The sequence below is a fragment of the Brevibacterium sp. UCMA 11754 genome (assembly GCF_021532275.1).
In the GTDB taxonomy this organism is placed as follows: Bacteria; Actinomycetota; Actinomycetes; order Actinomycetales; family Brevibacteriaceae; genus Brevibacterium.
In genome coordinates this window covers 163,764-187,642 of record NZ_JACBOT010000001.1, presented here as the reverse complement: position 1 = coordinate 187,642, position 23,879 = coordinate 163,764, and the positions used below count along the sequence as shown (strand labels likewise).

Here is a 23,879-nt window from a genome sequence, read left to right as displayed (position 1 = left end):
GAGCCAGTCGCAACCGGCTCCCTCGATGTTCAGTGGTCCCCTCGCTGAAGCCAGCCAAGCCAACGAACTCAGCCGAAGTCCGGCTCAGTCGAAGTGCTTCGGCAGCGTCCCCTCATGAGTCTCGCGCAGCTCGTCGAGTCCGATCTCGAAGTGATCGACGACCTCGAGGACAGGTGCCTCGTCGCCGGTGTCGGTCATGCCGATGCGGATGAACGGGAAATGCCTGGCGGTGCACATGTCCTTGAAGCGGACCTCTTCGGACCGCGGCACGGCCACAATCGCACGGGCCGTGGACTCGGAGAACAGTGCAGTGAACACATCAACACCATCGCGTTCGCACACCTCGTCGAGCCAGATGCGGGCACCGGTGCCGAAGCGCAGGCAGGATTCGATGAGTGCCTGCGACAGACCGCCCTCGGACAGGTCGTGCGCGGCATCGATCATGCCGTCACGCGAGGAGTTGATGAGGATCTCACCGAGTTCCTTCTCCGTGCCCGGCTTGTACTGGGGAGGCACTCCGCCGAGGTGGCCGGCGGTCACGTCGGCCCACGCCGAACCGTCGAGTTCGGCTTCGGTCGTTCCGAGGAGGTAGATGGTCTGGCCCGGTTCCTTCCAGCCGCTGGGTGTGGCGCGGGTGACGTCGTCGAAGACGCCGAGGACACCGACGACTGGGGTCGGGTGGATGGCTACGCCACCGGTCTGGTTGTAGAGGGAAACGTTGCCACCGGTCACGGGAATGCCCAGGTCCTGGCACGCCTCGGCGAGGCCCTCGACTGCGGCCGCGAACTGCCACATGATCTCAGGGTCCTCGGGGGAACCGAAGTTGAGGCAGTCGGTGACCGCGCGCGGGATGGCCCCGGCGGTGGTGACATTGCGGTAGGCCTCGGCCAGCGCCAGCGCTGCGCCGCGGGCCGGATCGAGGTAGCAGTAGCGACCGTTGGCGTCGGTGGAGATGGCCACGCCGAGCCCGGACTCCTCGTCGACGCGGATGACTCCCGCATCGTCGGGGAACGCCTGGGCGGTGTTGCCCTGCACGTACTTGTCGTACTGGGAGGTGATCCAGTTCTTCGACGCCAGGTTCGGTGCTCCTGCGAGCTGGAGGACAGTCGCGCGCAGCTGATCGTCGCCCTCGGGCTTGACCAGACCAGCCGATTCCACGGTGTTCGCGGCGACCTCGGCGGTCCATGATGGCTCGACCATCGGACGTTCGTAGACGGGGCCGTCGTGGGCGACCGAGCGAGGCGGCACATCGACGATGACGTCTCCGTGCCATTCGATGATGAGGCGTTCGGAGTCGGTGACCTCGCCGAGGACGGAGGTTTCGACGTCCCATTTGCCCACGATCGCCAGGAAGTCATCCAGGCGTTCGGGGGTGACCACGGCCATCATCCGCTCCTGGGACTCCGACATGAGGATCTCCTCAGGGGTCAGGGTCTCATCGCGCAGCAGCACGTCGTCGAGGGCGATGTGCATACCGCCGTCGCCGTTCGAGGCCAGCTCGGAGGTGGCGCAGCTGATGCCGGCAGCACCGAGGTCCTGGATGCCTTCGACAACGCCTGCGTGGAAGAGTTCGAGGCAGCATTCGATGAGCACCTTCTCTGCGAAGGGGTCGCCCACCTGGACGGCAGGGCGCTTCGAGGGCTTCGTGTCATCAAAGGACTCCGAGGCGAGGATCGAGGCTCCGCCGATGCCGTCGCCACCGGTGCGGGCACCGAAGAGGATGACCTTGTTGCCCTTGCCCGAAGCATTGGCCAGACGGATGTCCTCGTGGCGCATGACGCCGACTGCGAGGGCGTTGACCAGGGGGTTTCCCTGGTAGACGGAGTCGAAGACGGTCTCACCGCCGATGTTGGGCAGGCCGAGGGAGTTGCCGTAGTTGCTGATTCCGGAGACGACTCCGTGGAGCACGCGAGAGGTGTCGGGGTGGTCGATGGCACCGAAGCGCAGCTGATCCATCACGGCCACGGGGCGCGCGCCCATCGAGATGATGTCGCGCACGATTCCGCCTACGCCGGTGGCCGCACCCTGGTGGGGCTCGACGTAGCTGGGGTGGTTGTGGGACTCGACCTTGAAGGTCACGGCCCAGCCGTCGCCGATGTCGACGACGCCGGCGTTCTCGCCGATGCCCACGAGCAGGTGCTTCTTCATGTCTTCGGTGACCTTGTCACCGAACTTCGACAGATGCACCTTCGAGGACTTGTAGGAGCAGTGCTCGGACCACATGACCGAGTACATCGCCAACTCGGCCGAGGTGGGGCGACGGCCCAGGATCTCGCGGATCTGCGCGTATTCGTCGGCCTTCAGTCCGAGGTCGGCATAGGGCTGGTCCACGTCGGGATTCGCAGCAGCGAACTCGACGGTCTCCTTGACCTTCTTGGAGGCGGCCTGATCGGTTTCGACCTGCTGGGATTCGACCTGCGTGGAATTCGCAGAGTTGAGGTTACTCGACATGTCCTCTTAACGGCCCTTTCATACGACACGGCATCAGGGCCAATCTTAGCCGTGGTGCGGGGGAGGGGAAGAAACCGGTCTCATCGATGAGTGGATGATGTGACCGAGTCGACCAGTAGTCTGCGCCACATGCTGATATCGCCCGAGGTCTCGCCAACTAGAATATGGGCCATGGCAACTCCCAAAATCGTCTTGTTCTACGTCTTCACCCCCTTGGCGGACCCAGAGGCAGTCAAGCTGTGGCAGCATACTCTGGCCGAGAGTCTCGGGCTCAAAGGGCGCGTGATCGTGTCGAAGGACGGCATCAACGCCACCATCGGCGGCGATATCTTCGACGTCAAGCAGTATGTGCGGGCGACACGATCCTATGAGCCGTTCAAGAAAGCCGACATCAAATGGTCCAACGGCGAGGGAGACGATTTCCCCCGCCTGAGCGTCAAGGTCCGACCCGAGCTCGTCACCTTCGGAACCGACGACGAGATCACCGTGACCGAGAGCGGAGTCGAAGGCGGCGGCGAGCATCTCAAACCGGGAGCCCTGCACAAGCTCCTCGACGAACGCGGCGACGATGTCGTCTTCTTCGACGGTCGCAATGCGATGGAGGCTCAGATCGGGAAGTTCCGCGATGCGATCGTGCCCGAGACGGACACCACCAAGGACTTCATCGCCGAGATCGAATCGGGCAAGTACGACGACCTCAAAGACAAACCGGTCGTCACCTACTGCACCGGCGGCATCCGCTGCGAGGTCCTGTCCGTGCTGATGAAGAACCGGGGCTTCGAAGAGGTCTACCAGCTCGACGGCGGCATCGTCCGCTACGGGGAGACCTTCGGCAACACCGGGTACTGGGACGGTTCCCTCTACGTCTTCGACAAGCGCATGCACGTGGAGTTCGGCGAAGGAGCCGAATCGATCGGTCACTGCGTCGCGTGTGAGAAGGCGACCCCGAACTTCGTCAACTGCGCGAACCTGGACTGCCGTGAGCAGTACCTGCGTTGCGAGGACTGCACGGAGAAGAACCGTCAGCCCTACTGCCCCGCTTGTGTGCAGGCCGGGATACCCGCCGAGGTGACCGCCGGCTGACGCCGTCCGTGCTGGATCTGGATCCGTGTGGTGCAGCTTCTACCGAAGCAGCCTCTTCGTCGCCGCACCGATATCCGTCCACCTGAACTCGAACCCTGCCTGATCCAATCGCTTGGGCAGCACCCAGCGGCTCTTGAGCACCAGCTCCGATTCCTGTCGGAGGACGATCATCCCGATTTCCAAGAGCCAGCGTGGTGCCGGAATGCCGATCGGCATCCGGACGGCTCGTCTCAAGGCACCCATCAGCGAGGTGTTGTCCGAGACACCGGGACTCGAGACGTTGATCGGACCGGTGAGCTCCTCATGGGCATCGATGAAACGGATCGCACGTACAACATCGTCGATGTGCACCCAGCTGAACCTCTGCTTCCCATGACTGAGCGGATGTCCCCGCCAGACCTCAGGTCCTGACGCCTCGGGTCCGATGCCGCGGTAGCGAGTGTGGCCGAACCAGCGCCCTTCCAGCTGGGGACCACCGGCGCCGAATCTGGCTGCGTTCGCGAGCATGTTCAACGCCGCGCCGTCACCGAACACGATCGCCATCCGCAAAGCGACCCGCCTGGTCTGGAGGAGATCACCACGGAAGAACTCTCGCTCCCACCCTTTGGCCACATCGACTGAGAAGCCCTCACCGATGTCCCCGTCGTTCTCGGTCTGCGGCCGGTCCATGGCATGGCGGTAGATAGTGGCCGTGCTCGAGTTGATCCACAGACGCGGTGGCGCCGAGGCGGCCCTGACCGCATCGTTCAAGGTCCGAGTCGTCGTCACTCGTGAGTCCCAGATCTCCTGCCGGTTGCGATCGTTGTATCGACACCCCACGCTGCGGCCGGCGAAGTTGATGAGCAGATCGGCACCATCGATCATGGCAGCGATCCCGTCCGGATCGTCCCAGGAGACATGTGTGCCCGAGGAAGTGGCCCGCCCGATGGTGCGCACCTGATAGCCCCACGACTGAAGGGGAGCAAGGAGAGTTCTGCCGATGAAACCGGATGCTCCGGCGACAACAGCAATTGGCGATGAGTCATCTTCAGCACGGGAAGAAACGTTTTCCTCAGTCATGAGGTGACGATAACACCGCCAGAAGCCAGCAGCGGCGGGATCGTCCGCTACGGGGAGACCTTCGGCAACACCGGGTACTGGGATGGGTCGCTCTATGTCTTCGACACGCGCATGCACGTGGAACTCGGTGACGGAGCCGAATCGCTCGGTCACTGCGTCGCGTGCGAGAAGGCGACCCTGCACCGTCAGGTCCTCAGGGGCCAGGTGAAGTCGAGCGTGTGGACCGCCGGACCACAAGTGAAGGGGAGATGAGATCTTCCCGGGCGGGCCCATCGGGGTCCGCTAGCATATCGAAAACTACCTGAGCGGACAGCCGTCCGATCACCTGATTCTGAGGGTCGACGGAGGTGAGAGAGATTCGCTCAAGGTCAGACAGGGAGATGTTGTCAAAGCCGACGACTGCCAGCTCCTCCGGTACGCGGACGCCCGCATCATCGGCAGCGGAGAGAACACCGAAGGCGGAAATGTCATTGACTGACACGATTGCTGTGGGTGGAACATCTGATCGCAAGAGTTTGCTGGCAGCTGAGTAGCCCTCCTGCTCCGAGAATCCGGCCGATTGGACTATCGGCACCAGCCCCCTCGAGTGCATGGCTTCGACATAGGCGGTTTCTCTTGATTTTGCGACCGCACTGCCTTGTCCTCCGGCGAACGCGATTCGATCATGGCCGAGTTCCTGCAGGTGATCGATCACCAGGTCGATTCCCTTGACATCGTCCATTCGCACGGAGGAAAAGCCCGAAGCCGGGTTCGGCGCTGCGCTGGCGTAGACGGTGGGTATCCCGGTGAACAGCGCTTCATGTTCGATGACTGTCCCGACGACGATCAGAGCTTTCGGCCGTAGGTCCTGAAGCATGGCGATGATTCGGGAGTCGATTCGGCCATAGGACTCCGACGCGCTCTGACCATTCGGGATCGTCGCGCTGGTGATCAAGCCGTATTCGCCGTGTGCGTCCAACTCGGAACGTACGGCATCGGCGATCTCGGCAAAGATCGGATTGTGGAGATTGACGACGAGGATGCCGACGAACGGAGACCCGTCCGTGGCGAGGGAACGGGCGAGGAAATTCGGCTGGTAGCCCAGGGATCTGGCTGTGCGGAGAATGAGTTCACGGCGCCGTTCTCCTACCCGTTGGGGTTCCTTGAAGGCCAGAGAGACCAGTGACTTGGATACGCCGGCTGCTGTTGCGACGTCACGAATGGTCGGCCGTGACCTCGAGTTCCCCGGCTCATCACTGTTGGCGTTGCCCATATGCTCATCATCACACACTCGTGGGCGCGAGATATTTTCCAGGTTCGACTCGAAGTGGGGGCGAGAGTCGATGCCGAGAAAGTGCTTGACAATATGAACCGAGTCACACTAGATTCACACTAATCCCATTTTGAACCGGTCCAAAACTTTGGATCAAATGCGATGAACTTCCAATTGGACCGGTTCAAAATGGGGAATGAAGTCTCTGCACGACGAATGATTCTGGAGTATGCAATGAAGCACAGCGACTTGCTGATCGGTGGGAGCTGGCAGTCCTCACGTGAAGGCAGCCGACAGCTGAAGGACGTGGTGTCACCGTTCGACGGTCGCACCGTCGGGCAGGTAGCGATCGCGGGGCCCGCCGATGTAGACGCAGCTCTCGAAGCGGCCTCTCGCGGTGCTCAGGTCTGGCGTCGCACGCCGGCCCACAAGCGCAGCGAAATCCTGCTGCGAGCCGCGGATCTTGCGGATGAGCGTGCTGAGCAGATCGCCCAGGTCCTCTCGGCCGAGAACGGGAAGACGCTTCGCGAGGCCCGCGCAGAGGCCGGCCGCTCGGGTTCGATCATTCGCCTGGCGGCGTTCGAAGGCACACAGCTCTACGGCCAGACTCTTCCCCTCGACGCCAATCCGGGCACAGGTCTGGACAAGGTCGGCTTCACCCTCCCTCAGCCGGTCGGCGTCGTCGTCGCCATCACTCCCTTCAACTACCCGGCGCTCCTGGTCAATCACAAGATCGCACCGGCTCTGGCAGCCGGCAACTCCGTCATCCTCAAGCCTGCGAGCACGACTCCGCTGACCGCATTGGCGCTGGCCGAATGCTTCATCGATGCCGGGCTGCCCGAGGGGGTCCTCTCCGTACTGACCGGTTCAGGCGGCGAGATCGGCGATCGTCTGGCCACCGACAGGCGGGTGCGGAAGATCTCCTTCACCGGATCGACTTCCGTCGGCGAACACCTTGCGTCCATCGCGGGGGTGAAGAAGTTGTCCCTGGAGTTGGGCTCCTCAGCGCCTGTCGTGGTTCTGCCCGATGCCGACATCGAGCTTGCCGCGTCCGCCGTCGCCGCCGGCGGCTATGCGAACGCCGGTCAGGTCTGCATCTCGGTGCAGCGAGTCATCGTCCACGAAGACATCCACGGTGATTTCCTCGATGCCCTGAGTGCGAAGGTCCGGGAACACCGAGTCGGAGATCCCGAAGATGACTCCACCACCGTCGGAACCCTGATCACGGAAGCAGAGGCCAAGCGAGTCGAGAGCTCCATCCGACGGGCCGTCGATGCAGGAGCGCGACTCGAACTCGGCGGCGACCGAGACGGAGCCATGGTCGAACCCGTCATCCTCAGCGGCGTCGACCCCGCAGCGTCGATCGCCCAGGACGAGATCTTCGGACCCGCAGTGGCCGTGACCACGGCACCCGACATCAGAACCGCCGTCGAATTGGCGAACTCGACCGACTACGGTCTCTCCGCCGGAATCTTCACGAACAACATCGACGCGGGCGTGCAGTACATGCGCGAAGTCGACGCCGGAAACATCCACATCAACTGGACTCCGCTGTGGCGGGCCGACCTCATGCCCTACGGAGGACTGAAAGCCAGCGGCGTCGGCAAGGAAGGCGTGCGCGCCGCAGTCGCCGAGATGACCGAATCCAAGACCATCGTCATCCACGGACGACCGTGGAACTGACCGGTCAGCAGTGGCTCTACCGGCACTGACCCCTCACACATTCCGGCCGACGCTGCACACATGTCGGCACCACAGCCTCGGCGCCCATGATCCTTGCATCATCCGGCGCAGCAGATCCGTTCGAAGGAGAACACATGAGTCACGAACAGACCGTCCGACTGACGGTGGCCCAAGCCGTCGTCAAATTCCTCACTCACCAGTACTCGGTCCTCGACGAGGATCGGCAACGATTCATCCCGTCCGCCGCAGGCATCTTCGGCCACGGAAACGTCGCCGGTTTCAGCCAGGCCTTCTCGCAATACGCCGATGACATCCCTTTCATCCAGGGCCGCAACGAGCAGGCGCTGGCCCACGCGGGAAGCGCCCTGGCCAAGGCCAGCAACAGGAAGCAGACGCTGGCGGTCACCGCGTCCATCGGACCCGGAGCGATGAACCTCGTGACGGCCTCCGCCTTGGCGACTGTCAACAGGCTCCCTCTGCTCCTGCTGCCGGGCGACACCTACGCGACCAAACGCCAGGGCCCCGTTCTGCAGGAATTGGAGAACCCACAGGACCCCAACCTCACGGTCAATGACGCATTCCGGCCGGTCTCGGCGTTCTTCGACCGGATCACCCGCCCCGAACAGCTCATCACTTCGCTGCCCAAGGCCTTCCGAGTGCTCGCCAATCCCGCCGAGACGGGAGCCGTCGTGCTCTCGCTGCCGCAGGACATCCAGTCCCACGCCTACGACTTTCCCGTCAGCCTGTTCCGCGATCGGGATTGGACGATCCGTCGCACCATTCCGCAGCCGAAGGAGATCGACGAGGTGGCCGCCGTGCTCGCATCCGCTAGGAAGCCCTTGCTCATCGCCGGCGGCGGAGTCCACTACTCCCAGGCCCGCGAGGCTCTGGTCGACTTCGCCGATGCCACCGGTATTCCGGTCGCGGAGACCTTCGGCGGCAAGGGGGCCGCGCTCCATGACGCCGACTGGGTGCTCGGCGGCATCGGGCTCGAGGGGAACCCCGCCACCAACCGCCTCGTGGCTCAGGCCGATGTCATCCTCAGTGTCGGCACGCGACTGACGGATTTCTCCACCGGATCGCAGACCATGTTCAAGAACCCTGACGTGCGCTTCGCCTCGATCAACATCACGGAGCTCGACGCCCTCAAACAGGGTGCGGTCGCGGTGCTATCGGATGCCCGACTCGGCCTCGAAGCACTGTCGCAGAAGCTCTCCGAATTCTCAGTGCCTGCGGAATGGTCCACGGAGATTGCAGAGCAGAAAGCGGACTGGGCAGTGCTGCGCGGTCGGGCTCTCGACCCCGACACCGCATTCGACAAACAGGCACCGGAGAACGCCGAGCTGAGAATTCCGGACACGGACGCCGTCATCACCCAAGGCCAGCTCATCGGCCTGCTCCAGGAGCAGGCACAGTCGGGGGACACCCTCATCGCGGCTGCCGGTGGCCCTCCGGGCGACCTGCTCAAGGTCTGGGACGCCACAGGAGATCGTCGGTGCCACCTGGAATTCGGATTCTCCTGCATGGGGTACGAAATCCCCGCAGGCATCGGGGTTCGGCTCGCCGAACCGCAGAACACCGGCCGGGTCTCGGTCTTCATCGGCGACGGAACGTTCCTCATGAACCCCACAGAGATCCTCACCGCGGCTCAGGAGCACCTCGACATCACCTATGTCATCTCCGAGAACCACGGCTTCCAAGTCATCCGCCGACTCCAGATGATGAAATACGGCGAGCAGTTCGGCAATGACTTCCGCTACCGCGACGAGGACGACGCCACCCGGCTCTCCGGGGACTATCTGCACGTCGACCTCGGCGAGATCGCCTCGGGCCTCGGCGCCACGACCATCCGCGCAACCAACACAGACGAGATTCGCGCAGCGCTCGATGACACCCGCGATGCCCACGGGCCCATCGCCATCGTCGTCCCGACCATTCCGCTCGTCGACCTCCCCGGCTCGGAAGTGTTCTGGGATGTGGCGCCGGCAGAGGTCGCTGAACAGGAATGGGTCTCGACGCTGCGCACCGACTACGAAAACGGACTGAAGGACCAGAAATGGCACATCTGAACACATCGCCGACACCCTTGGACAAGGGTGCCCTGGCGGGACGAATCCGCGCGGGCGAAACCACCATCGGCAGCTTCGCCGGACTCGGCTCCACCATGGCCATCGAAGTCCTCGCGGCAGCGGGACTCGACTGGGTCCTCGTCGACCTCGAGCACGGAGGCGGTGACGAAGCCTCGATCGGTGACGCCGCCGCAGCCGTCGGCGGGTACGGCGCCGCCACCCTGGTTCGCGTCGAGACGCCGGACCGAATCAGAATCGGCCGGGCACTTGACGCCGGAGCCGCCGGAGTCATGTTGCCGCGAGTGAACTCCGCCGCAGAAGTGGCCGAGATCATCCCGCACCTGCACTACCCGCCGCTCGGCGATCGGGGAGTGGCCACCTACAACCGTTCCCTGCGGTGGGGTATGGACAAAGCCGGCCTGGGCACCAGCAACGACGAGGTGCTCACCATCGTTCAGATCGAAACCGAAGGCGCCCTCGCCGAGATAGCCGACATCGCCGCACTCGCCGCCGTCGACGTCCTGTTCGTGGGACCGCTGGACCTGTCGTACGCACTCGGCGTGCCGCTGGACTTCGAAGCCCCGGTCTTCCGGGAAGCTTTGGAGACGGTCATCGCCGCTGCCGGCAACTACGGAAAGTCCGCAGGCATCCTCAGCGCGAACGCTGCGATCGCCAGAACCAGAGCAGAGCAGGGCTTCACGTTCCTGCCCGTCGGCTCCGATTCGACGCTGCTGGCGGACACCGCAGCCTCGGTCGTCGCGTCGCTGAGAGATTGAGACACCCAGAGACCAGCACATCACGAGGTTGGAACCTCAGCACTGAATGAGGCACATGCCTCAGGACTGATTAACCAAGGAGCACCATGAGCACTACCACCACGACCATCGGAGTCGGACTCATCAGCGTCGGCTGGATGGGACAGCTGCACAGTCGGGCCTACACGGACGTCCCCGTGGTCTACCCCGAACTCGGAATCAGAACGCGACTGATCATCGCCGCCGACACCAACGAGGAGCGGGCTCAATTCGCCCAGGACGTGTTGGGATACGAAAGCTCGACCAGCGACTATCACGACGTCCTCAACCACCCGGACGTCGACGTGGTCTCCGTCTGCGCTCCGAACTTCCTGCACGAAGAGATCGGCACCGCCGTCGCCAAGGCAGGCAAGTCGCTGTGGATCGAGAAGCCGGTCGGACGTTCCGCCGAAGAGACGGAGTCCGTGGTCAACGCGGCCGACGCAGCCAAGGTCGTCACCGCCGTCGGCTTCAACTACCGCAATGCTCCGGCCATCGAATACGCACGGAAGATCATCGCCGAGGGCAAACTCGGACGCATCACCAACGTCCGCGGCGCATTCTTCGCTGACTACTCCGCCGAACCGAACGGGGCTTTGTCCTGGCGTTTCGTTCGGGGGCTCGCCGGATCCGGTGTCCTCGGTGACCTCCTCGGCCACCTGACCGATCTCGCTCACTACGTCGTGGGCCCGATCGACAAGGTCACCGGCGTCGCCAACACCGCCTACACCGAGCGTCCCAAGCAGGAAATGGGCAGCGGAACCCACTTCGACGTCGTCGAAGGCGGCGAGATGGCCCCGGTCGAGAACGAGGACTACGCAGGGCTCCTCGTCCACTTCGGCTCCGAGGCTCAGGGTGCAGGCGCAGTCGGCACGCTGGAAGCATCACGTGTGTGCGTGGGCCCACGGGCGGAGTACTCGCTCGAGGTCTACGGAACCGAAGGGTCGCTGAGGTGGAACTTCGAACGCATGAATGAACTCGAGCTGGCTCTCGGGTATCGGGGACCCCATGTGGGCTTCACCCGCATCATGGCCGGCCCCGAATTCGGTGACTTCTCGAAGTTCCAGCCCGGTGCCGGCACCTCGATGGGCTATGACGACCTCAAGGTCATCGAAGCGAAGAAGTTCCTGCTCGCCCACGTCGGCCAGGAATCCGCCCATGCCGACGTCCATGACGCACTCGCAGCCAACCGCGTCGTCTACGCGGGTGAGCGTGCGATCGCCACCGAGTCCTGGCAGACCGTCGAGCAAGTCGAAGGCACCTCCGCATCGACGCGCACCACGGCGAACTCCAACCGGAAGGAGACCGTCGATGCCTGAGAAGACCACCGTGATCGGACTCGGACCGGTACCGAAGAACCTGGTTGAGACCGAACTCGGGCCCGGCGTCGACTTCTTCGAGACTCCCGGGCCAGAGGACTACGCCAGGGCCGAAGGAGCGATCGTTCGCGCTGCCGTCAAGGTCGGCCCCACCGAACTCGACTCCATGCCCAACCTCAAGGTCATCGCACGAACCGGTGTCGGCGTCGACGACGTCGACGTCGACGCTGCCACCGAACGTGGAATCCACGTGGCGATCACCCCAGGAGTCAACTCCACCGCGGTCGCCGAGGGCGCGTTCGCACACATGCTCCAGCTCGTGAAGTCTCTGGCTCCGCTGACCGAGATCGTTCGCTCCGGAGGATGGACCGAGCGCACCAGCGTCCCGGTCGGTGACCTCGACGGGGCGGCCCTTGGCATCATCGGATTCGGAAACATCGGACGCCGGGTGAAAGCGATCGCCGAGGCATTCGGCATGACCGTTCTCGCCTACGACCCCGTCGCCGAGGTGCCCGAGTCCAACAGGGTCGAGACGATCGACGAGATCCTGCGCGCATCGGACATCGTCACACTGCACGTGCCGCTCCTTGAGAGCACGCGCCACATGATCAACGCCCGCACGATCGACCTGATGGAGGACGGAGCGATCCTCATCAACACCAGCCGCGGAGGACTGGTCGATGAGAATGCGGCCCTGTCCGGACTTGAGTCCGGCAAGCTCGGCGGTGTGGGACTGGACTCATTCGAATCCGAGCCTCCCCAGCCACACCCCCTTTACCAGCATCCCCGCACCGTGCTGACCCCTCACGTGATGGGACTCAGCGCAAAAGCCAGCCACGCCACCTTCATCGCCGCGGCCCGCGCCGTGGACGCTGTCCTCAAGGGCGGTCGCCCGGATGCAGCGGTCAACGAGGTGGATACTCCGACTGCACTTGCAGCCGGAAGCAAAGGAGAACCAAGGTGAGCAACGTCAAAATCGCCGCGGCCCCCATCTCCTGGGGCGTCTGCGAAGTCCCCGACTGGGGATATCAGCTGAGCCCCGAACGGGTTCTTTCCGAAATGCAGGAACTCGGATTCGACGCCACGGAGTTCGGCCCCGAAGGGTTCCTTCCCGACGACGCCGCAGGCAGGGCAGAGACCCTCAGACAACATTCGATGCAGGCCGTCGGCGGGTTCTACCCGGCCATCATCCACGATCCCGACCACGACCCGCTGCCGGGAATCGAACGTGAGCTGGAAGCCTACACAGCTGCCGGAGCGGACACCCTCGTCTTGGCTGCTGCCACGGGCATCGACGGCTACGATGCCAAGCGTCCCGAGCTCGATGAGGCCGGGTGGGACACCGTCTACGGCAACATCGACCGAATCCTCACGGCGGCCAAGGCGCATGGTGTCACCGTCAGCCTGCATTCGCACGTCGGCACGATGATCGAAACCCAGGACGATGTCGACCACATCCTCAACTGCACAGACGTCGACTTCTGCTTCGACACCGGCCACATGTTCATCGGCGGAGTTGACCCGGTCGAATTCGTGCAGAAGCACACGGGACGCATCTCCCACGCGCACCTCAAGGATGTTTCCCTCGACCGTGCCCGCCGTGTTCAGGCCGGTGAACAGACCTACTATGATGCCGTCGTCGACGGAATGTACCAGCCTCTGGGCCAGGGTGACATCGACATCGAGTCGATCGTCGGCACCCTCATCCGTGCCGGGTTCGACGGCTGGTTCACGCTCGAGCAAGACACCGTCGTCGCGGACGAGCCTGCACCCGGTTCGGGCCCCATCGAACAGGCACGCGCCAGCCTCACCTATCTCAAGACAATCGTCGAGGAGAACCGATGAGCGTACGGATCGGCGTCGTGGGTCTCGGCCGAATCGGTCGAATGCACGCTCGCAACATCGCACAAGAAGATGGCGTCGACGAACTCGTCCTCATCGGCCGCAGCGAAGACAAGCTCCAGGACGCCAAGGCGCAGCTGCACTCGGAGCTGGCCGAAGATGCTGGGCCGCAGCTGCGGGGTGCACACGCTCCCTCGCCGTCCGGCCCCGTCCCGCAGGTCGACACGGTTCTGCTCACCGAGGATTGGACGAACGGGCTCGACGGCGTCATCATCGCCAGTTCGACTCACACTCACCCCGATCTCGCCAGAAGCGCGCTCGCCGCGGGGGTTCCCGTCCTCCTCGAGAAGCCGATCGGGCTCAAACTCGAAGAGACCGCTGCACTCTCGGCCGAGTTCGAATCGCTCAACGTCCCGATCATGGTGGCCTACCACCGCCGTTACGACGAGGGGTTCCAAAACCTCAGAGAACGGATCCACAGTGGTGACTTGGGTACGATCAGGGTTATCCACTCTGCTGGACACGATCACTTCCACGTCGATCCGGAATTCATCCCCACCTCGGGAGGGGTATGGCGTGACCTGCTCATCCATGAGTTCGACACGATCCCCTGGCTCCTTGGGCAGACACCGGTGTGGATCTTCGCCTCCGGAGCGGTTCTCGATGAGCAGGCCTATGCGGACAGCGGAGATCTGGACACGGCCACGGCCGTGATCACCTTCGAATCTGGGGTGCAGGCGCTCATCAGCGGGGCTCGCAACATCGCCTCCGGCCAGGACGTCAACACCGTCGTCTACGGCAGCGATGCGGCATTCGCCGCAGGGATCGACTCCCATTCGCCCGTCATCTCGACGGAACCGGGTGTCGCACCTCCGGAGTCGACCTACGCCGATTTCATCGAACGCTTCGAACCGGCCTTCAGGCGCGAAGTCCGCCACTTCCTGGCCGTCATCAACGGCGACGCCACCTCTCTGACCCTGCCGTCCGACGGCATCGTCGCAGCCAGACTGGCGTTGGCCGCCGAGGAATCGGTTCGCTGCGGTACCCCCGTCGCACTCGACGCAGTCACTGTCTGAGGGCGACGACACGACACTCCGAAACGCATGTGAAGTAAGCACCACTGCATTGACCAAGCCCGACACTTCAATGAGGAGACAGATTCAATGACGAACAACCAGCTGCGCATCGGCCTGATCGGCACGGGGCGTATAGGCAAGGTGCACGCCACCAATATTGCCGCCAGCCCGGAGACGATTCTCACCTGGGTCATCGACCCCTATATCGCCGGAGCAGAAGCCATTGCTGCCGGGACCGGCGCGAAGGCCACCGGCAACCCCGACGAAGCCTTCGGATCCGGCGAACTCGACGCGGTGATCATCGCTTCACCGACGTCGACCCATGCCGATCTCATCAAGGCGGCGATCGAGGCCGGAATCCCGGTTCTCTGCGAGAAGCCGATCGACCTTGACATCGCGCGAGTCGAGGAGCTCGCACCCCTCGTCGAAAGCTCCGGGGTTCCGTTCGCCGTCGGATTCAACCGTCGATTCGACCGTGATTTCGCGATTGCCCAGGACCGCCTCGTCGCCGGTGAAGTCGGTGACCTCGAACAGCTGTCGATCATCAGTCGTGACCCTGCGCCGCCACCGGTCGAGAATCTGCGGACCACGGGCGGGATCTTCCGCGATCAGACCATCCACGATTTCGACATGGCCCGGTACTTCGCTCCCGATATCGTCGAGGTCTTCGCCACCGGTTCGCAGCTGTTCGACCCGGGCGCAAAGGAGACCGACGACTTCGATACCGCCATGGTGACGATGAAGACCTCGACAGGGGTCCAGATCTCCATCGCGAACTCCCGCCACAGCTCCATCGGCTACGACCAGCGACTGGAGATCTTCGGCGGCCAGGGGATGCTCGAGGTGAGCAACGCAGGAACCAGTCTCGTCAGCTACTCGAACGCCTCGGCAGTCAAGACATACGCTCCCTACCAGCATTTCTTCCTGGAACGGTATGCCCAGGCCTACGTCGAGGAGCTGCGGGAATTCTGCAAACTCGTACGCGGTGATACATCCCGGTGCTCCACCTTCGCCGATGGCCGTGCCGCACTGATCCTGGCCAATGCGGCTGAAGCCTCTGCAACGGAGGGAAGAGCAGTCCACGTCGATCTGAGCAATTGATCGCAACACCGCTCAATCACTGCGATGCCTATCAGAGTGCAAAGAAGCACATCATAAGGAGACCATCATGGTTGCCAATTCAACAGAGTCACCAATTCTCAAAGACTCAGTACTGCCTGCAATGCCGAAGACTGGGGTGTTCCGGAAGCGCATCGGTCTGATCTCGATCGTCGCATGTTTCGGCGGGCTTCTGTTCGGGTACGACACGGGAGTCATCAACGGGGCGCTGCGCCCCATGTCCCAAGAGCTTGGACTGACCGCAGTCAGCGAGGGCGTCGTCACGAGTTCGCTTGTGTTCGCTGCTGCGGTCGGTGCCGTGACATGCGGCAAGATCTGCGACATGATCGGGCGACGCCGCACCATCATATTCCTGGCGCTGTTGTTCTTCTTAGGAACGATGTTTGTCGTGTTCGCTCCGGGTGTCACTGTGCTGGTCATCGGACGAATCCTCCTTGGTCTGGCGGTTGGTGGCGCCTCCATCGTTGTCCCGGTGTACCTCTCGGAGCTTGCTCCCCATGAGATACGGGGATCCATCAGTGGGCGGAATGAAGTCGCCATCGTCTCCGGTCAGCTGGCGGCCTTCGTCGTCAACGCCATCATCGGCAACGTCTGGGGCCACATCGACGGCATCTGGCGCGTCATGTTCGCGATCTGTGCGATTCCCGCCGTCTGCCTATTCATCGGAATGCTGCGAATGCCTGAATCACCGAGGTGGTTGGTGGAGCACGATCGTCACGAAGAGGCACTTGCCGTCCTGATGACTGTCAGGACCGAAGAACGTGCCCGTGCCGAGTTGGGGGCTGTTGAGGTAGTTGCGGATGCCTCGACAGGTGATAAGCGGGTCGGATACCGAAAGTTCGTCTTCAACAAATGGCTCATCAGGATCGTCCTTGTGGGAATGGGAGTTGCAGTCTGTCAGCAGCTCACCGGAATCAATTCGATCATGTACTACGGTCAGATCGTCCTCATCGAGTCGGGATTTGCTGCGGATGCCGCGTTGATAGCCAATATCGCGCCTGGAATCGTTGCAGTCCTTGGCGGTCTGTTCGCTTTGTACATGATGGATCGTGTTGACCGCCGCACTACATTCATCATCGGGCTGTCTCTGACGACGACCTTCCATCTGCTTATCGGGCTGTGTTCCAAATACATGGCGGAGGACAATCCGTTGCGAGCATGGGTGATCCTGGCACTCATTGTCGGGTTCGTCGCCTCGATGCAGTCTTTCCTCAACGTGGCTGTGTGGGTCTGGCTTGCAGAAGTGTTCCCGTTGCCAATGCGCGGCGTGGGAATCGGCATCTCTCAGTTGTTCGGATGGGGGATGAATGGCGTCATTGCGCTCGTGTTTCCGTCCTTGGTTGCAGGAGTCGGAATATCCGGCGTCTTCTTCATCTTCGCGATAGTTGGCGTCCTGGCGTTGATCTTCGTTGCGACGCAGGTTCCAGAGACTCGGGGGATTTCACTGGAGAAGATGGAAGAAGGCATCGAATCGGGTCTCGCATACAATTTCCGCGGATGGAGAAAGCTGCGTGACGGAAAATGAGCAATCCAGAATTGATCGCAACATGTTGGACCACAGCAGGAGACGCAGCACCGATGCGCAAGTCTGAGCGCAGTTCGTTCAATGCGATCGACCGTGTGCGTGCAGCAGCCGAAACCGGGTGGGCCGGCATCGGATTCGTCCTAGATGACCTACGAGAGATCCGAAGCACCATCGGGTATGAACGGCTTGCTGACGAGGTCACAGCTGCAGGGCTACGACATGTCGAAGTCGAGTTGTGCTCGGGGTGGTGGCGCGAAGACGATGGCTGGCGCACCCATTGGAACGAGCTCCTTGAAGCTGCCCAAGCACTCGATGCGGCCTTCATCAAGATCGGCACCGATAGCGCGCCGAGAGTTGACGACGTGGAACCTTTCGTCATGCCCTTGAGGCGGTTGGCTGAGGAGGCTGAGGCACATGGGACCAGGGTCGCGCTCGAACCTCTGCCGTTCGGCATGATCTCCTCGATGCCGCAAGGCGCGGAGCTGATTCGGCTGACCGACCATCGTGGTGCAGGGCTGATCGTCGACTATTGGCACGTCTTCCGTGCGCTCACCAGCCTCGATGAGCTGCGAGAGAATCTGAGCGCCGACATGGTCTTCGGCGTCGAGCTCTGCGACGCCGCCGAAGAGGTGATCGGCACCCTGTTCGAGGACACCCGAGACAACCGGAAGCTCATCGGCCAAGGTGAACAGGACGTGGCCGGCTTCGTCCAGGCAATGCGCGACGTCGGCTTTGCAGGCCCTTGGGGGGTCGAGATCTTGTCGGCCGAGCATCGACAGAGACCCCTGCATGAGGCCCTGGAAGAGTCGTATCAGACCGCTCTCACGGTTCTCGACTGAAATCCCGATAGAACATCTTGCTCAAAGAGCCGCCACCCCCGAGAATCCGCGGGTAGTGGTCCCCCGGCTTGGCGCCGGTGACGGGTGTCACAACGTAAGGACCGGTTTCGAGTTGCACGAGCGTCACGGCCTGGTCTAGAGTTGTATCTCGTTGCCCCGCAGAAAACGAACTCTTCGAGAACAGTTTTCACCCGGTATGACCAGCACAAACACAGTTTGAGTTCGGTACATGACAGGTTGCGGATGGCAACGACAATTGAAACTGACACCCCCGGTGTACGCCGCCATGTTTGATGGTGTGTGGTGACGGGTGAGTGTGTGTGGTTTGAGAATCCAATAGCGTATTTGTTTGAACAGATAGTGATGCCAGAAACATTATTTCTGGTAAGACAATCACATGTTCACACACAAGTCACGGCCCCCTCGCCGGGGTGGTGACGCCAGCGTGTGTGAACATGATTTTTTTAAGCTGACCGCGGTCACCCCGTGACCGTAGTGTTGGCTGTCTTGCTGGGATTCATTCGTAACATAATTTTTTTATGGAGAGTTTGATCCTGGCTCAGGACGAACGCTGGCTGCGTGCTTAACACATGCAAGTCGAACGCTGAAGCCCGCAGCTTGCTGTGGGTGGATGAGTGGCGAACGGGTGAGTAACACGTGAGTAACCTGCCCCCGACTTCGGGATAAGCCCGGGAAACTGGGTCTAATACCGGATATGACAACCGAAGGCATCTTTGGTTGTGGAAAGTTTTTTCGGTTGGGGATGGGCTCGCGGCCTATCAGTTTGTTGGTGAGGTAATGGCTCACCAAGACGACGACGGGTAGCCGGCCTGAGAGGGCGACCGGCCACACTGGGACTGAGACACGGCCCAGACTCCTACGGGAGGCAGCAGTGGGGAATATTGCACAATGGGGGAAACCCTGATGCAGCGACGCAGCGTGCGGGATGACGGCCTTCGGGTTGTAAACCGCTTTCAGCAGGGAAGAAGCCCCCTTGGGGGTGACGGTACCTGCAGAAGAAGTACCGGCTAACTACGTGCCAGCAGCCGCGGTAATACGTAGGGTACAAGCGTTGTCCGGAATTATTGGGCGTAAAGAGCTCGTAGGTGGTTGGTCACGTCTGCTGTGGAAACGCAACGCTTAACGTTGCGCGTGCAGTGGGTACGGGCTGACTAGAGTGCAGTAGGGGAGTCTGGAATTCCTGGTGTAGCGGTGAAATGCGCAGATATCAGGAGGAACACCGGTGGCGAAGGCGGGACTCTGGGCTGTAACTGACACTGAGGAGCGAAAGCATGGGGAGCGAACAGGATTAGATACCCTGGTAGTCCATGCCGTAAACGTTGGGCACTAGGTGTGGGGGACATTCCACGTTCTCCGCGCCGTAGCTAACGCATTAAGTGCCCCGCCTGGGGAGTACGGTCGCAAGGCTAAAACTCAAAGGAATTGACGGGGGCCCGCACAAGCGGCGGAGCATGCGGATTAATTCGATGCAACGCGAAGAACCTTACCAAGGCTTGACATACACCAGACCGTCCTGGAAACAGGTCCTCCTCTTTGAGGTTGGTGTACAGGTGGTGCATGGTTGTCGTCAGCTCGTGTCGTGAGATGTTGGGTTAAGTCCCGCAACGAGCGCAACCCTCGTTCTATGTTGCCAGCACGTGATGGTGGGAACTCATAGGAGACTGCCGGGGTCAACTCGGAGGAAGGTGGGGATGACGTCAAATCATCATGCCCTTTATGTCTTGGGCTTCACGCATGCTACAATGGCTGGTACAGAGAGATGCGAGACCGCGAGGTTTTAGCGAATCCCTTAAAGCCAGTCTCAGTTCGGATCGTAGTCTGCAATTCGACTACGTGAAGTCGGAGTCGCTAGTAATCGCAGATCAGCAACGCTGCGGTGAATACGTTCCCGGGCCTTGTACACACCGCCCGTCAAGTCACGAAAGTCGGTAACACCCGAAGCCGGTGGCCCAACCCTTGTGGAGGGGGCCGTCTAAGGTGGGACTGGCAATTGGGACTAAGTCGTAACAAGGTAGCCGTACCGGAAGGTGCGGCTGGATCACCTCCTTTCTAAGGAGCACACATCAGAACCCCGACAGCAGACACCGATTGTGTGTCTGGTTGGGTAGCTCAAGGGTGGAACATCCCTATCTGGCTCGTCCATACAGCGGTGACCGGGGTATGTGCCTCGTGTGAGCGTGTTGGTGGGTGGATATGAATGAATACGTTATTGGGTCCTGGAATCACAGGCCCCACACGGACGCGTAACCTTTTGGGTTGTGTGTGGTGTGTGGTGTGGTGGTTTCAATCAACGGACCGACCCAGACCATACGTGCGCTGCTATGCAGGGTGGGTGTGGGTGGTGTTTGGTAGTGGTTTGAGAATCGTATAGTGGACGCGAGCATCAACAACACAACTTTGTTGTGTTGTTATGTAATGTGATTTTTCTTGTGAAATCCGAAAGTGTTTTTTTCGCGCACACAATCATCAACCAACACAGTTGGTTGGTATGAGTGTGTAAGAGCGCATGGTGGATGCCTTGGCATCAGGAGCCGATGAAGGACGTGGAAATCTGCGATAAGCCTCGGGGAGCCGATAAACGGGCTGTGATCCGAGGGTGTCCGAATGGGGAAACCCCGCCACATGAGAGTGTGGTGACCCGCATCTGAATATATAGGGTGTGTGGGGGGAACGCGGGGAAGTGAAACATCTCAGTACCCGTAGGAAGAGAAAATAAAATATGATTCCGGGAGTAGTGGCGAGCGAAACTGGAAGAGCCTAAACCGTGTCAGTGTCAAGCGTGCTGGTGTTGCTGACGTGGTGTTGTGGGGTATGCGTGTCTCATCCAGCATGGTGGGGACGTTGATGTGTGTTGCGTGTAGTCGAAGCTGGTGGGAAACAGTACCGGAGTGGGTGAGAGTCCCGTAGACGAAACATGTGACCCCGACGTTGTGCATACACCCGAGTAGCACGGTACTCGTGGAATGTCGTGTGAATCTGCCAGGACCACCTGGTAAGGCTAAATACTTCCTGATGACCGATAGCGGATAGTACCGTGAGGGAATGGTGAAAAGTACCCCGGGAGGGGAGTGAAATAGTACCTGAAACCATGTGCTTACAATCCGTCAGAGCCTCCTTTGTTGGGGTGATGGCGTGCCTTTTGAAGAATGAGCCTGCGAGTTAGCGGTGCGTGGCGAGGTTAACCCGAGAGGGGTAGTCGTAGCGAAAGCGAGTCCGAATAGGGCGTCCCAGTCGCGTGTCCTAGACCCGAAGCGGAGTGATCTAGCCATGGGCAGGGTGAAGCGTGTGTAAGAGCGCGTGGAGGCCCGCACCCACTTCAGTTGAAAATGGAGGGGATGACCTGTGGTTAGGGGTGAAAGGCCAATCAAACTCTGTGATAGCTGGTTCTCCCCGAAATGCATTTAGGTGCAGCGTTGCGTGGTTCTTGCCGGAGGTAGAGCTACTGGATGGCTGATGGGCCCCACCGGGTTACTGACGTCAACTAAACTCCGAATGCCGGTAAGGTTCAGCGTGGCAGTGAGACAGTGGGGGATAAGCTTCATTGTCGAGAGGGAAACAGCCCAGACCATCAACTAAGGCCCCTAAGCGTGTGCTAAGTGGGAAAGGATGTTCAGTTGCGAAGACAACCAGGAGGTTGGCTTAGAAGCAGCCATCCTTGAAAGAGTGCGTAATAGCTCACTGGTCAAGTGATTGAGCGCCGATAATGTAGCGGGGCTAAGTACACCGCCGAAGTTGTGGCAGCATCCCTTTATAGCCGTAATGGTGGGGTGTTGGGTAGGGGAGCGTCGTGCTGGCAGTGAAGTCGCCGTGTGAACGAGTGGTGGAGCCGGTACGAGTGAGAATGCAGGCATGAGTAGCGAAAGACGGGTGAGAAACCCGTCCACCGGATGACCAAGGGTTCCAGGGCTAGGCTAATCCGCCCTGGGTAAGTCGGGACCTAAGGCGAGGCCGACAGGCGTAGTCGATGGACAACCAGTTGATATTCTGGTACCGACGCTCAACCGTCAATACCAAAACACATGATACTAACTTTCTGGCTCGTCCTTTGCGTCTTCGGATGTGATGTTGGCGAGTTGGTAAGGACCTGAGTGTGGAGTCGGTAAGCGCGAGGTGTGACGCAGGAAGGTAGCCAGGCCACGCGATGGTAGTCGTGGTCTAAGGTCGTAGCACGTGGGGGTAGGTAAATCCGTCCCCACACGTAGTGTGAGAGCTGATGGGCGCCCCATTTTGGTGGGGTGATCTGGTGATCCTATGCTGCCGAGAAAAGCATCGGCGTGAGGTTGTGTGTTGCCCGTACCCTATAACCGACACAGGTGGTCAGGTAGAGAATACTAAGGTGATCGAGAGAATCGTGGTTAAGGAACTCGGCAAAATGCCCCCGTAACTTCGGGAGAAGGGGGACCATCCTGGTGAAGCCAACTTGCTTGGTGATGTGCTGGTGGTGGTCGCAGAGGCCAGAGAGAAGCGACTGTTTATTAAAAACACAGGTCCGTGCGAAGATGTAAGTCGATGTATACGGACTGACGCCTGCCCGGTGCTGGAAGGTTAAGAGGACTCGTTAACCCTTTAGGGGTGAAGCGGAGAATTTAAGCCCCAGTAAACGGCGGTGGTAACTATAACCATCCTAAGGTAGCGAAATTCCTTGTCGGGTAAGTTCCGACCTGCACGAATGGCGTAACGACTTCTCTGCTGTCTCAACCACGAACTCGGCGAAATTGCATTACGAGTAAAGATGCTCGTTACGCGCAGCAGGACGGAAAGACCCCGAGACCTTCACTATAGTTTGGTATTGGGATTCGGTGTGGTTTGTGTAGGATAGGTGGGAGACTGTGAGACCTCGACGCTAGTTGGGGTGGAGTCGTCAAGTGAAATACCACTCTGACTATACTGGATTTCTTAACTTCGGACCCTGATCGGGTTCAGGGACAGTGCCTGATGGGTAGTTTAACTGGGGCGGTTGCCTCCTAAAGAGTAACGGAGGCGCCCAAAGGTTCCCTCAGCCTGGTTGGCAATCAGGTGTCGAGTGTAAGTGCACAAGGGAGCTTGACTGTGAGACGGACGTGTCGAGCAGGAGCGAAAGCTGGGACTAGTGACCCGGCCATGGCTTGTGGAAGCGTGGTCGCTCAACGGATAAAAGGTACCTCGGGGATAACAGGCTGATCTTGCCCAAGAGTCCATATCGACGGCATGGTTTGGCACCTCGATGTCGGCTCGTCGCATCCTGGGGCTGTAGTCGGTCCCAAGGGTTGGGCTGTTCGCCCATTAAAGCGGTACGCGAGCTGGGTTTAGAACGTCGTGAGACAGTTCGGTCCCTATCCGCTGCGTGCGTAGGAAATTTGTGGAGGCCTGTCCTTAGTACGAGAGGACCGGGACGGACGAACCTCTGGTGTGCCAGTTGTACCGCCAGGTGCATGGCTGGTTGGCTACGTTCGGGAAGGATAACCGCTGAAAGCATCTAAGCGGGAAGCCTGCTTCGAGATGAGATTTCCAACCCCACTTGTTGGGGGTGAGGTGTCCTATAGATTATGGGTTTGATAGGCCGGGTATGGAAGCACTGTGAGGTGTGGAGTTGACTGGTACTAATACGCCGATCACTCATACAACCATTTTGTTGGTTGGTGTGTGGGAGTAACGTTTACGGGTTTTATAAGGCTTAACGGGTCATGTTGCATGATGGTGTTCGCGTTCGCTGTACGGTTCTTGGACTGCTACTACACTCTTTGAGCATTTGGTTGCTTGGGGTGGTG

14 protein-coding genes, 2 rRNA genes and 1 pseudogene are annotated in these 23,879 nt (G+C 60.8%); 14 read left to right on the top strand and 3 right to left on the bottom strand.

Annotated elements, in window-relative coordinates:
- Positions 1-84: 84 nt before the first annotated feature.
- Positions 85-2,451 (bottom strand): phosphoribosylformylglycinamidine synthase subunit PurL, encoded by a 2,367-nt coding sequence (purL, locus tag HX613_RS00820; protein WP_235343578.1) that lies wholly within the window; start codon positions 2,449-2,451, stop codon positions 85-87.
- A gap of 171 nt (positions 2,452-2,622) precedes the next feature.
- Between purL and trhO the strand changes: the two genes are divergently transcribed.
- Positions 2,623-3,534: an oxygen-dependent tRNA uridine(34) hydroxylase TrhO gene (gene trhO, locus HX613_RS00815; protein ID WP_235343577.1), complete on the top strand. Its 912-nt coding sequence runs from the start codon at positions 2,623-2,625 to the stop codon at positions 3,532-3,534.
- A gap of 39 nt (positions 3,535-3,573) precedes the next feature.
- On the opposite strand, the gene HX613_RS00810 is transcribed toward trhO, so the two are convergent.
- Positions 3,574-4,593, bottom strand: coding sequence for an epimerase (locus HX613_RS00810; protein WP_235343576.1), 1,020 nt, complete (start codon positions 4,591-4,593; stop codon positions 3,574-3,576).
- Between the two features lie 33 nt (positions 4,594-4,626).
- Between HX613_RS00810 and HX613_RS22435 the strand changes: the two are divergent.
- Positions 4,627-4,770: pseudogene (locus HX613_RS22435) on the top strand (hypothetical protein); the annotation flags it as partial.
- A gap of 16 nt (positions 4,771-4,786) precedes the next feature.
- Here the strand turns inward: HX613_RS22435 and HX613_RS00805 are convergent.
- Positions 4,787-5,845: a LacI family DNA-binding transcriptional regulator gene (locus HX613_RS00805; RefSeq protein WP_235343575.1), complete on the bottom strand. Its 1,059-nt coding sequence runs from the start codon at positions 5,843-5,845 to the stop codon at positions 4,787-4,789.
- 234 nt (positions 5,846-6,079) lie between these two features.
- On the opposite strand from HX613_RS00805, the gene HX613_RS00800 reads away from it, so the two are divergent.
- The 12 genes from HX613_RS00800 (at position 6,080) to HX613_RS00745 (ending at position 23,735) form a co-directional block, all read left to right on the top strand.
- Entirely contained in the window at positions 6,080-7,528 is a 1,449-nt protein-coding gene (locus HX613_RS00800) for an aldehyde dehydrogenase family protein (RefSeq protein WP_235343574.1), read from the top strand.
- 134 nt (positions 7,529-7,662) lie between these two features.
- Positions 7,663-9,597 carry a 3D-(3,5/4)-trihydroxycyclohexane-1,2-dione acylhydrolase (decyclizing) gene (gene iolD / locus HX613_RS00795; protein WP_235343573.1) on the top strand — a complete coding sequence of 645 codons (1,935 nt, stop codon included), beginning with the start codon at positions 7,663-7,665 and terminating at the stop codon, positions 9,595-9,597.
- The gene (locus tag HX613_RS00790; protein ID WP_235343572.1) at positions 9,585-10,373 is read left to right on the top strand and encodes an HpcH/HpaI aldolase family protein; all 789 of its coding nucleotides are present in this window, start codon (positions 9,585-9,587) and stop codon (positions 10,371-10,373) included. The genes iolD and HX613_RS00790 overlap by 13 nt, the downstream gene beginning before the upstream one ends.
- An 86-nt stretch (positions 10,374-10,459) precedes the next feature.
- On the top strand, positions 10,460-11,710 hold the full coding sequence (locus HX613_RS00785; RefSeq protein ID WP_235343571.1) for a Gfo/Idh/MocA family protein: 1,251 nt from the start codon (positions 10,460-10,462) through the stop codon (positions 11,708-11,710).
- Positions 11,703-12,674, top strand: coding sequence for an NAD(P)-dependent oxidoreductase (locus HX613_RS00780; protein ID WP_235343570.1), 972 nt, complete (start codon positions 11,703-11,705; stop codon positions 12,672-12,674). Before HX613_RS00785 ends, HX613_RS00780 begins: the two co-directional genes overlap by 8 nt.
- Positions 12,671-13,555: a sugar phosphate isomerase/epimerase family protein gene (locus HX613_RS00775; protein WP_235343569.1), complete on the top strand. Its 885-nt coding sequence runs from the start codon at positions 12,671-12,673 to the stop codon at positions 13,553-13,555. Before HX613_RS00780 ends, HX613_RS00775 begins: the two co-directional genes overlap by 4 nt.
- Positions 13,552-14,628 (top strand): Gfo/Idh/MocA family protein, encoded by a 1,077-nt coding sequence (locus HX613_RS00770; RefSeq protein WP_235343568.1) that lies wholly within the window; start codon positions 13,552-13,554, stop codon positions 14,626-14,628. The genes HX613_RS00775 and HX613_RS00770 overlap by 4 nt, the downstream gene beginning before the upstream one ends.
- An 87-nt stretch (positions 14,629-14,715) precedes the next feature.
- Positions 14,716-15,729, top strand: a complete 1,014-nt coding sequence (gene iolG / locus HX613_RS00765; RefSeq protein WP_235343567.1) for an inositol 2-dehydrogenase — start codon at positions 14,716-14,718, stop codon at positions 15,727-15,729.
- A gap of 67 nt (positions 15,730-15,796) precedes the next feature.
- Positions 15,797-17,272, top strand: a complete 1,476-nt coding sequence (locus HX613_RS00760) for a sugar porter family MFS transporter (RefSeq protein WP_235343566.1) — start codon at positions 15,797-15,799, stop codon at positions 17,270-17,272.
- Between the two features lie 53 nt (positions 17,273-17,325).
- The gene (locus tag HX613_RS00755) at positions 17,326-18,111 is read left to right on the top strand and encodes a sugar phosphate isomerase/epimerase family protein (RefSeq protein ID WP_235343565.1); all 786 of its coding nucleotides are present in this window, start codon (positions 17,326-17,328) and stop codon (positions 18,109-18,111) included.
- A 536-nt stretch (positions 18,112-18,647) separates the two neighbouring features.
- Positions 18,648-20,181, top strand: a 16S ribosomal RNA gene (locus tag HX613_RS00750).
- A gap of 437 nt (positions 20,182-20,618) precedes the next feature.
- Positions 20,619-23,735 (top strand): 23S ribosomal RNA (locus HX613_RS00745).
- Together the 16S and 23S rRNA genes form the textbook arrangement of a ribosomal RNA operon.
- The last annotated feature ends 144 nt before the right edge of the window (positions 23,736-23,879 follow it).

Coding starts and splice junctions, on each gene's coding strand:
- purL (WP_235343578.1), bottom strand. CDS start 2,451: ATGTCGAGTAACCTCAACTCTGCGAATTCCACGCAGGTCGAATCCCAG.
- trhO (WP_235343577.1), top strand. CDS start 2,623: ATGGCAACTCCCAAAATCGTCTTGTTCTACGTCTTCACCCCCTTGGCG.
- HX613_RS00810 (WP_235343576.1), bottom strand. CDS start 4,593: ATGACTGAGGAAAACGTTTCTTCCCGTGCTGAAGATGACTCATCGCCA.
- HX613_RS00805 (WP_235343575.1), bottom strand. CDS start 5,845: ATGGGCAACGCCAACAGTGATGAGCCGGGGAACTCGAGGTCACGGCCG.
- HX613_RS00800 (WP_235343574.1), top strand. CDS start 6,080: ATGAAGCACAGCGACTTGCTGATCGGTGGGAGCTGGCAGTCCTCACGT.
- iolD (WP_235343573.1), top strand. CDS start 7,663: ATGAGTCACGAACAGACCGTCCGACTGACGGTGGCCCAAGCCGTCGTC.
- HX613_RS00790 (WP_235343572.1), top strand. CDS start 9,585: ATGGCACATCTGAACACATCGCCGACACCCTTGGACAAGGGTGCCCTG.
- HX613_RS00785 (WP_235343571.1), top strand. CDS start 10,460: ATGAGCACTACCACCACGACCATCGGAGTCGGACTCATCAGCGTCGGC.
- HX613_RS00780 (WP_235343570.1), top strand. CDS start 11,703: ATGCCTGAGAAGACCACCGTGATCGGACTCGGACCGGTACCGAAGAAC.
- HX613_RS00770 (WP_235343568.1), top strand. CDS start 13,552: ATGAGCGTACGGATCGGCGTCGTGGGTCTCGGCCGAATCGGTCGAATG.
- iolG (WP_235343567.1), top strand. CDS start 14,716: ATGACGAACAACCAGCTGCGCATCGGCCTGATCGGCACGGGGCGTATA.
- HX613_RS00760 (WP_235343566.1), top strand. CDS start 15,797: ATGGTTGCCAATTCAACAGAGTCACCAATTCTCAAAGACTCAGTACTG.
- HX613_RS00755 (WP_235343565.1), top strand. CDS start 17,326: ATGCGCAAGTCTGAGCGCAGTTCGTTCAATGCGATCGACCGTGTGCGT.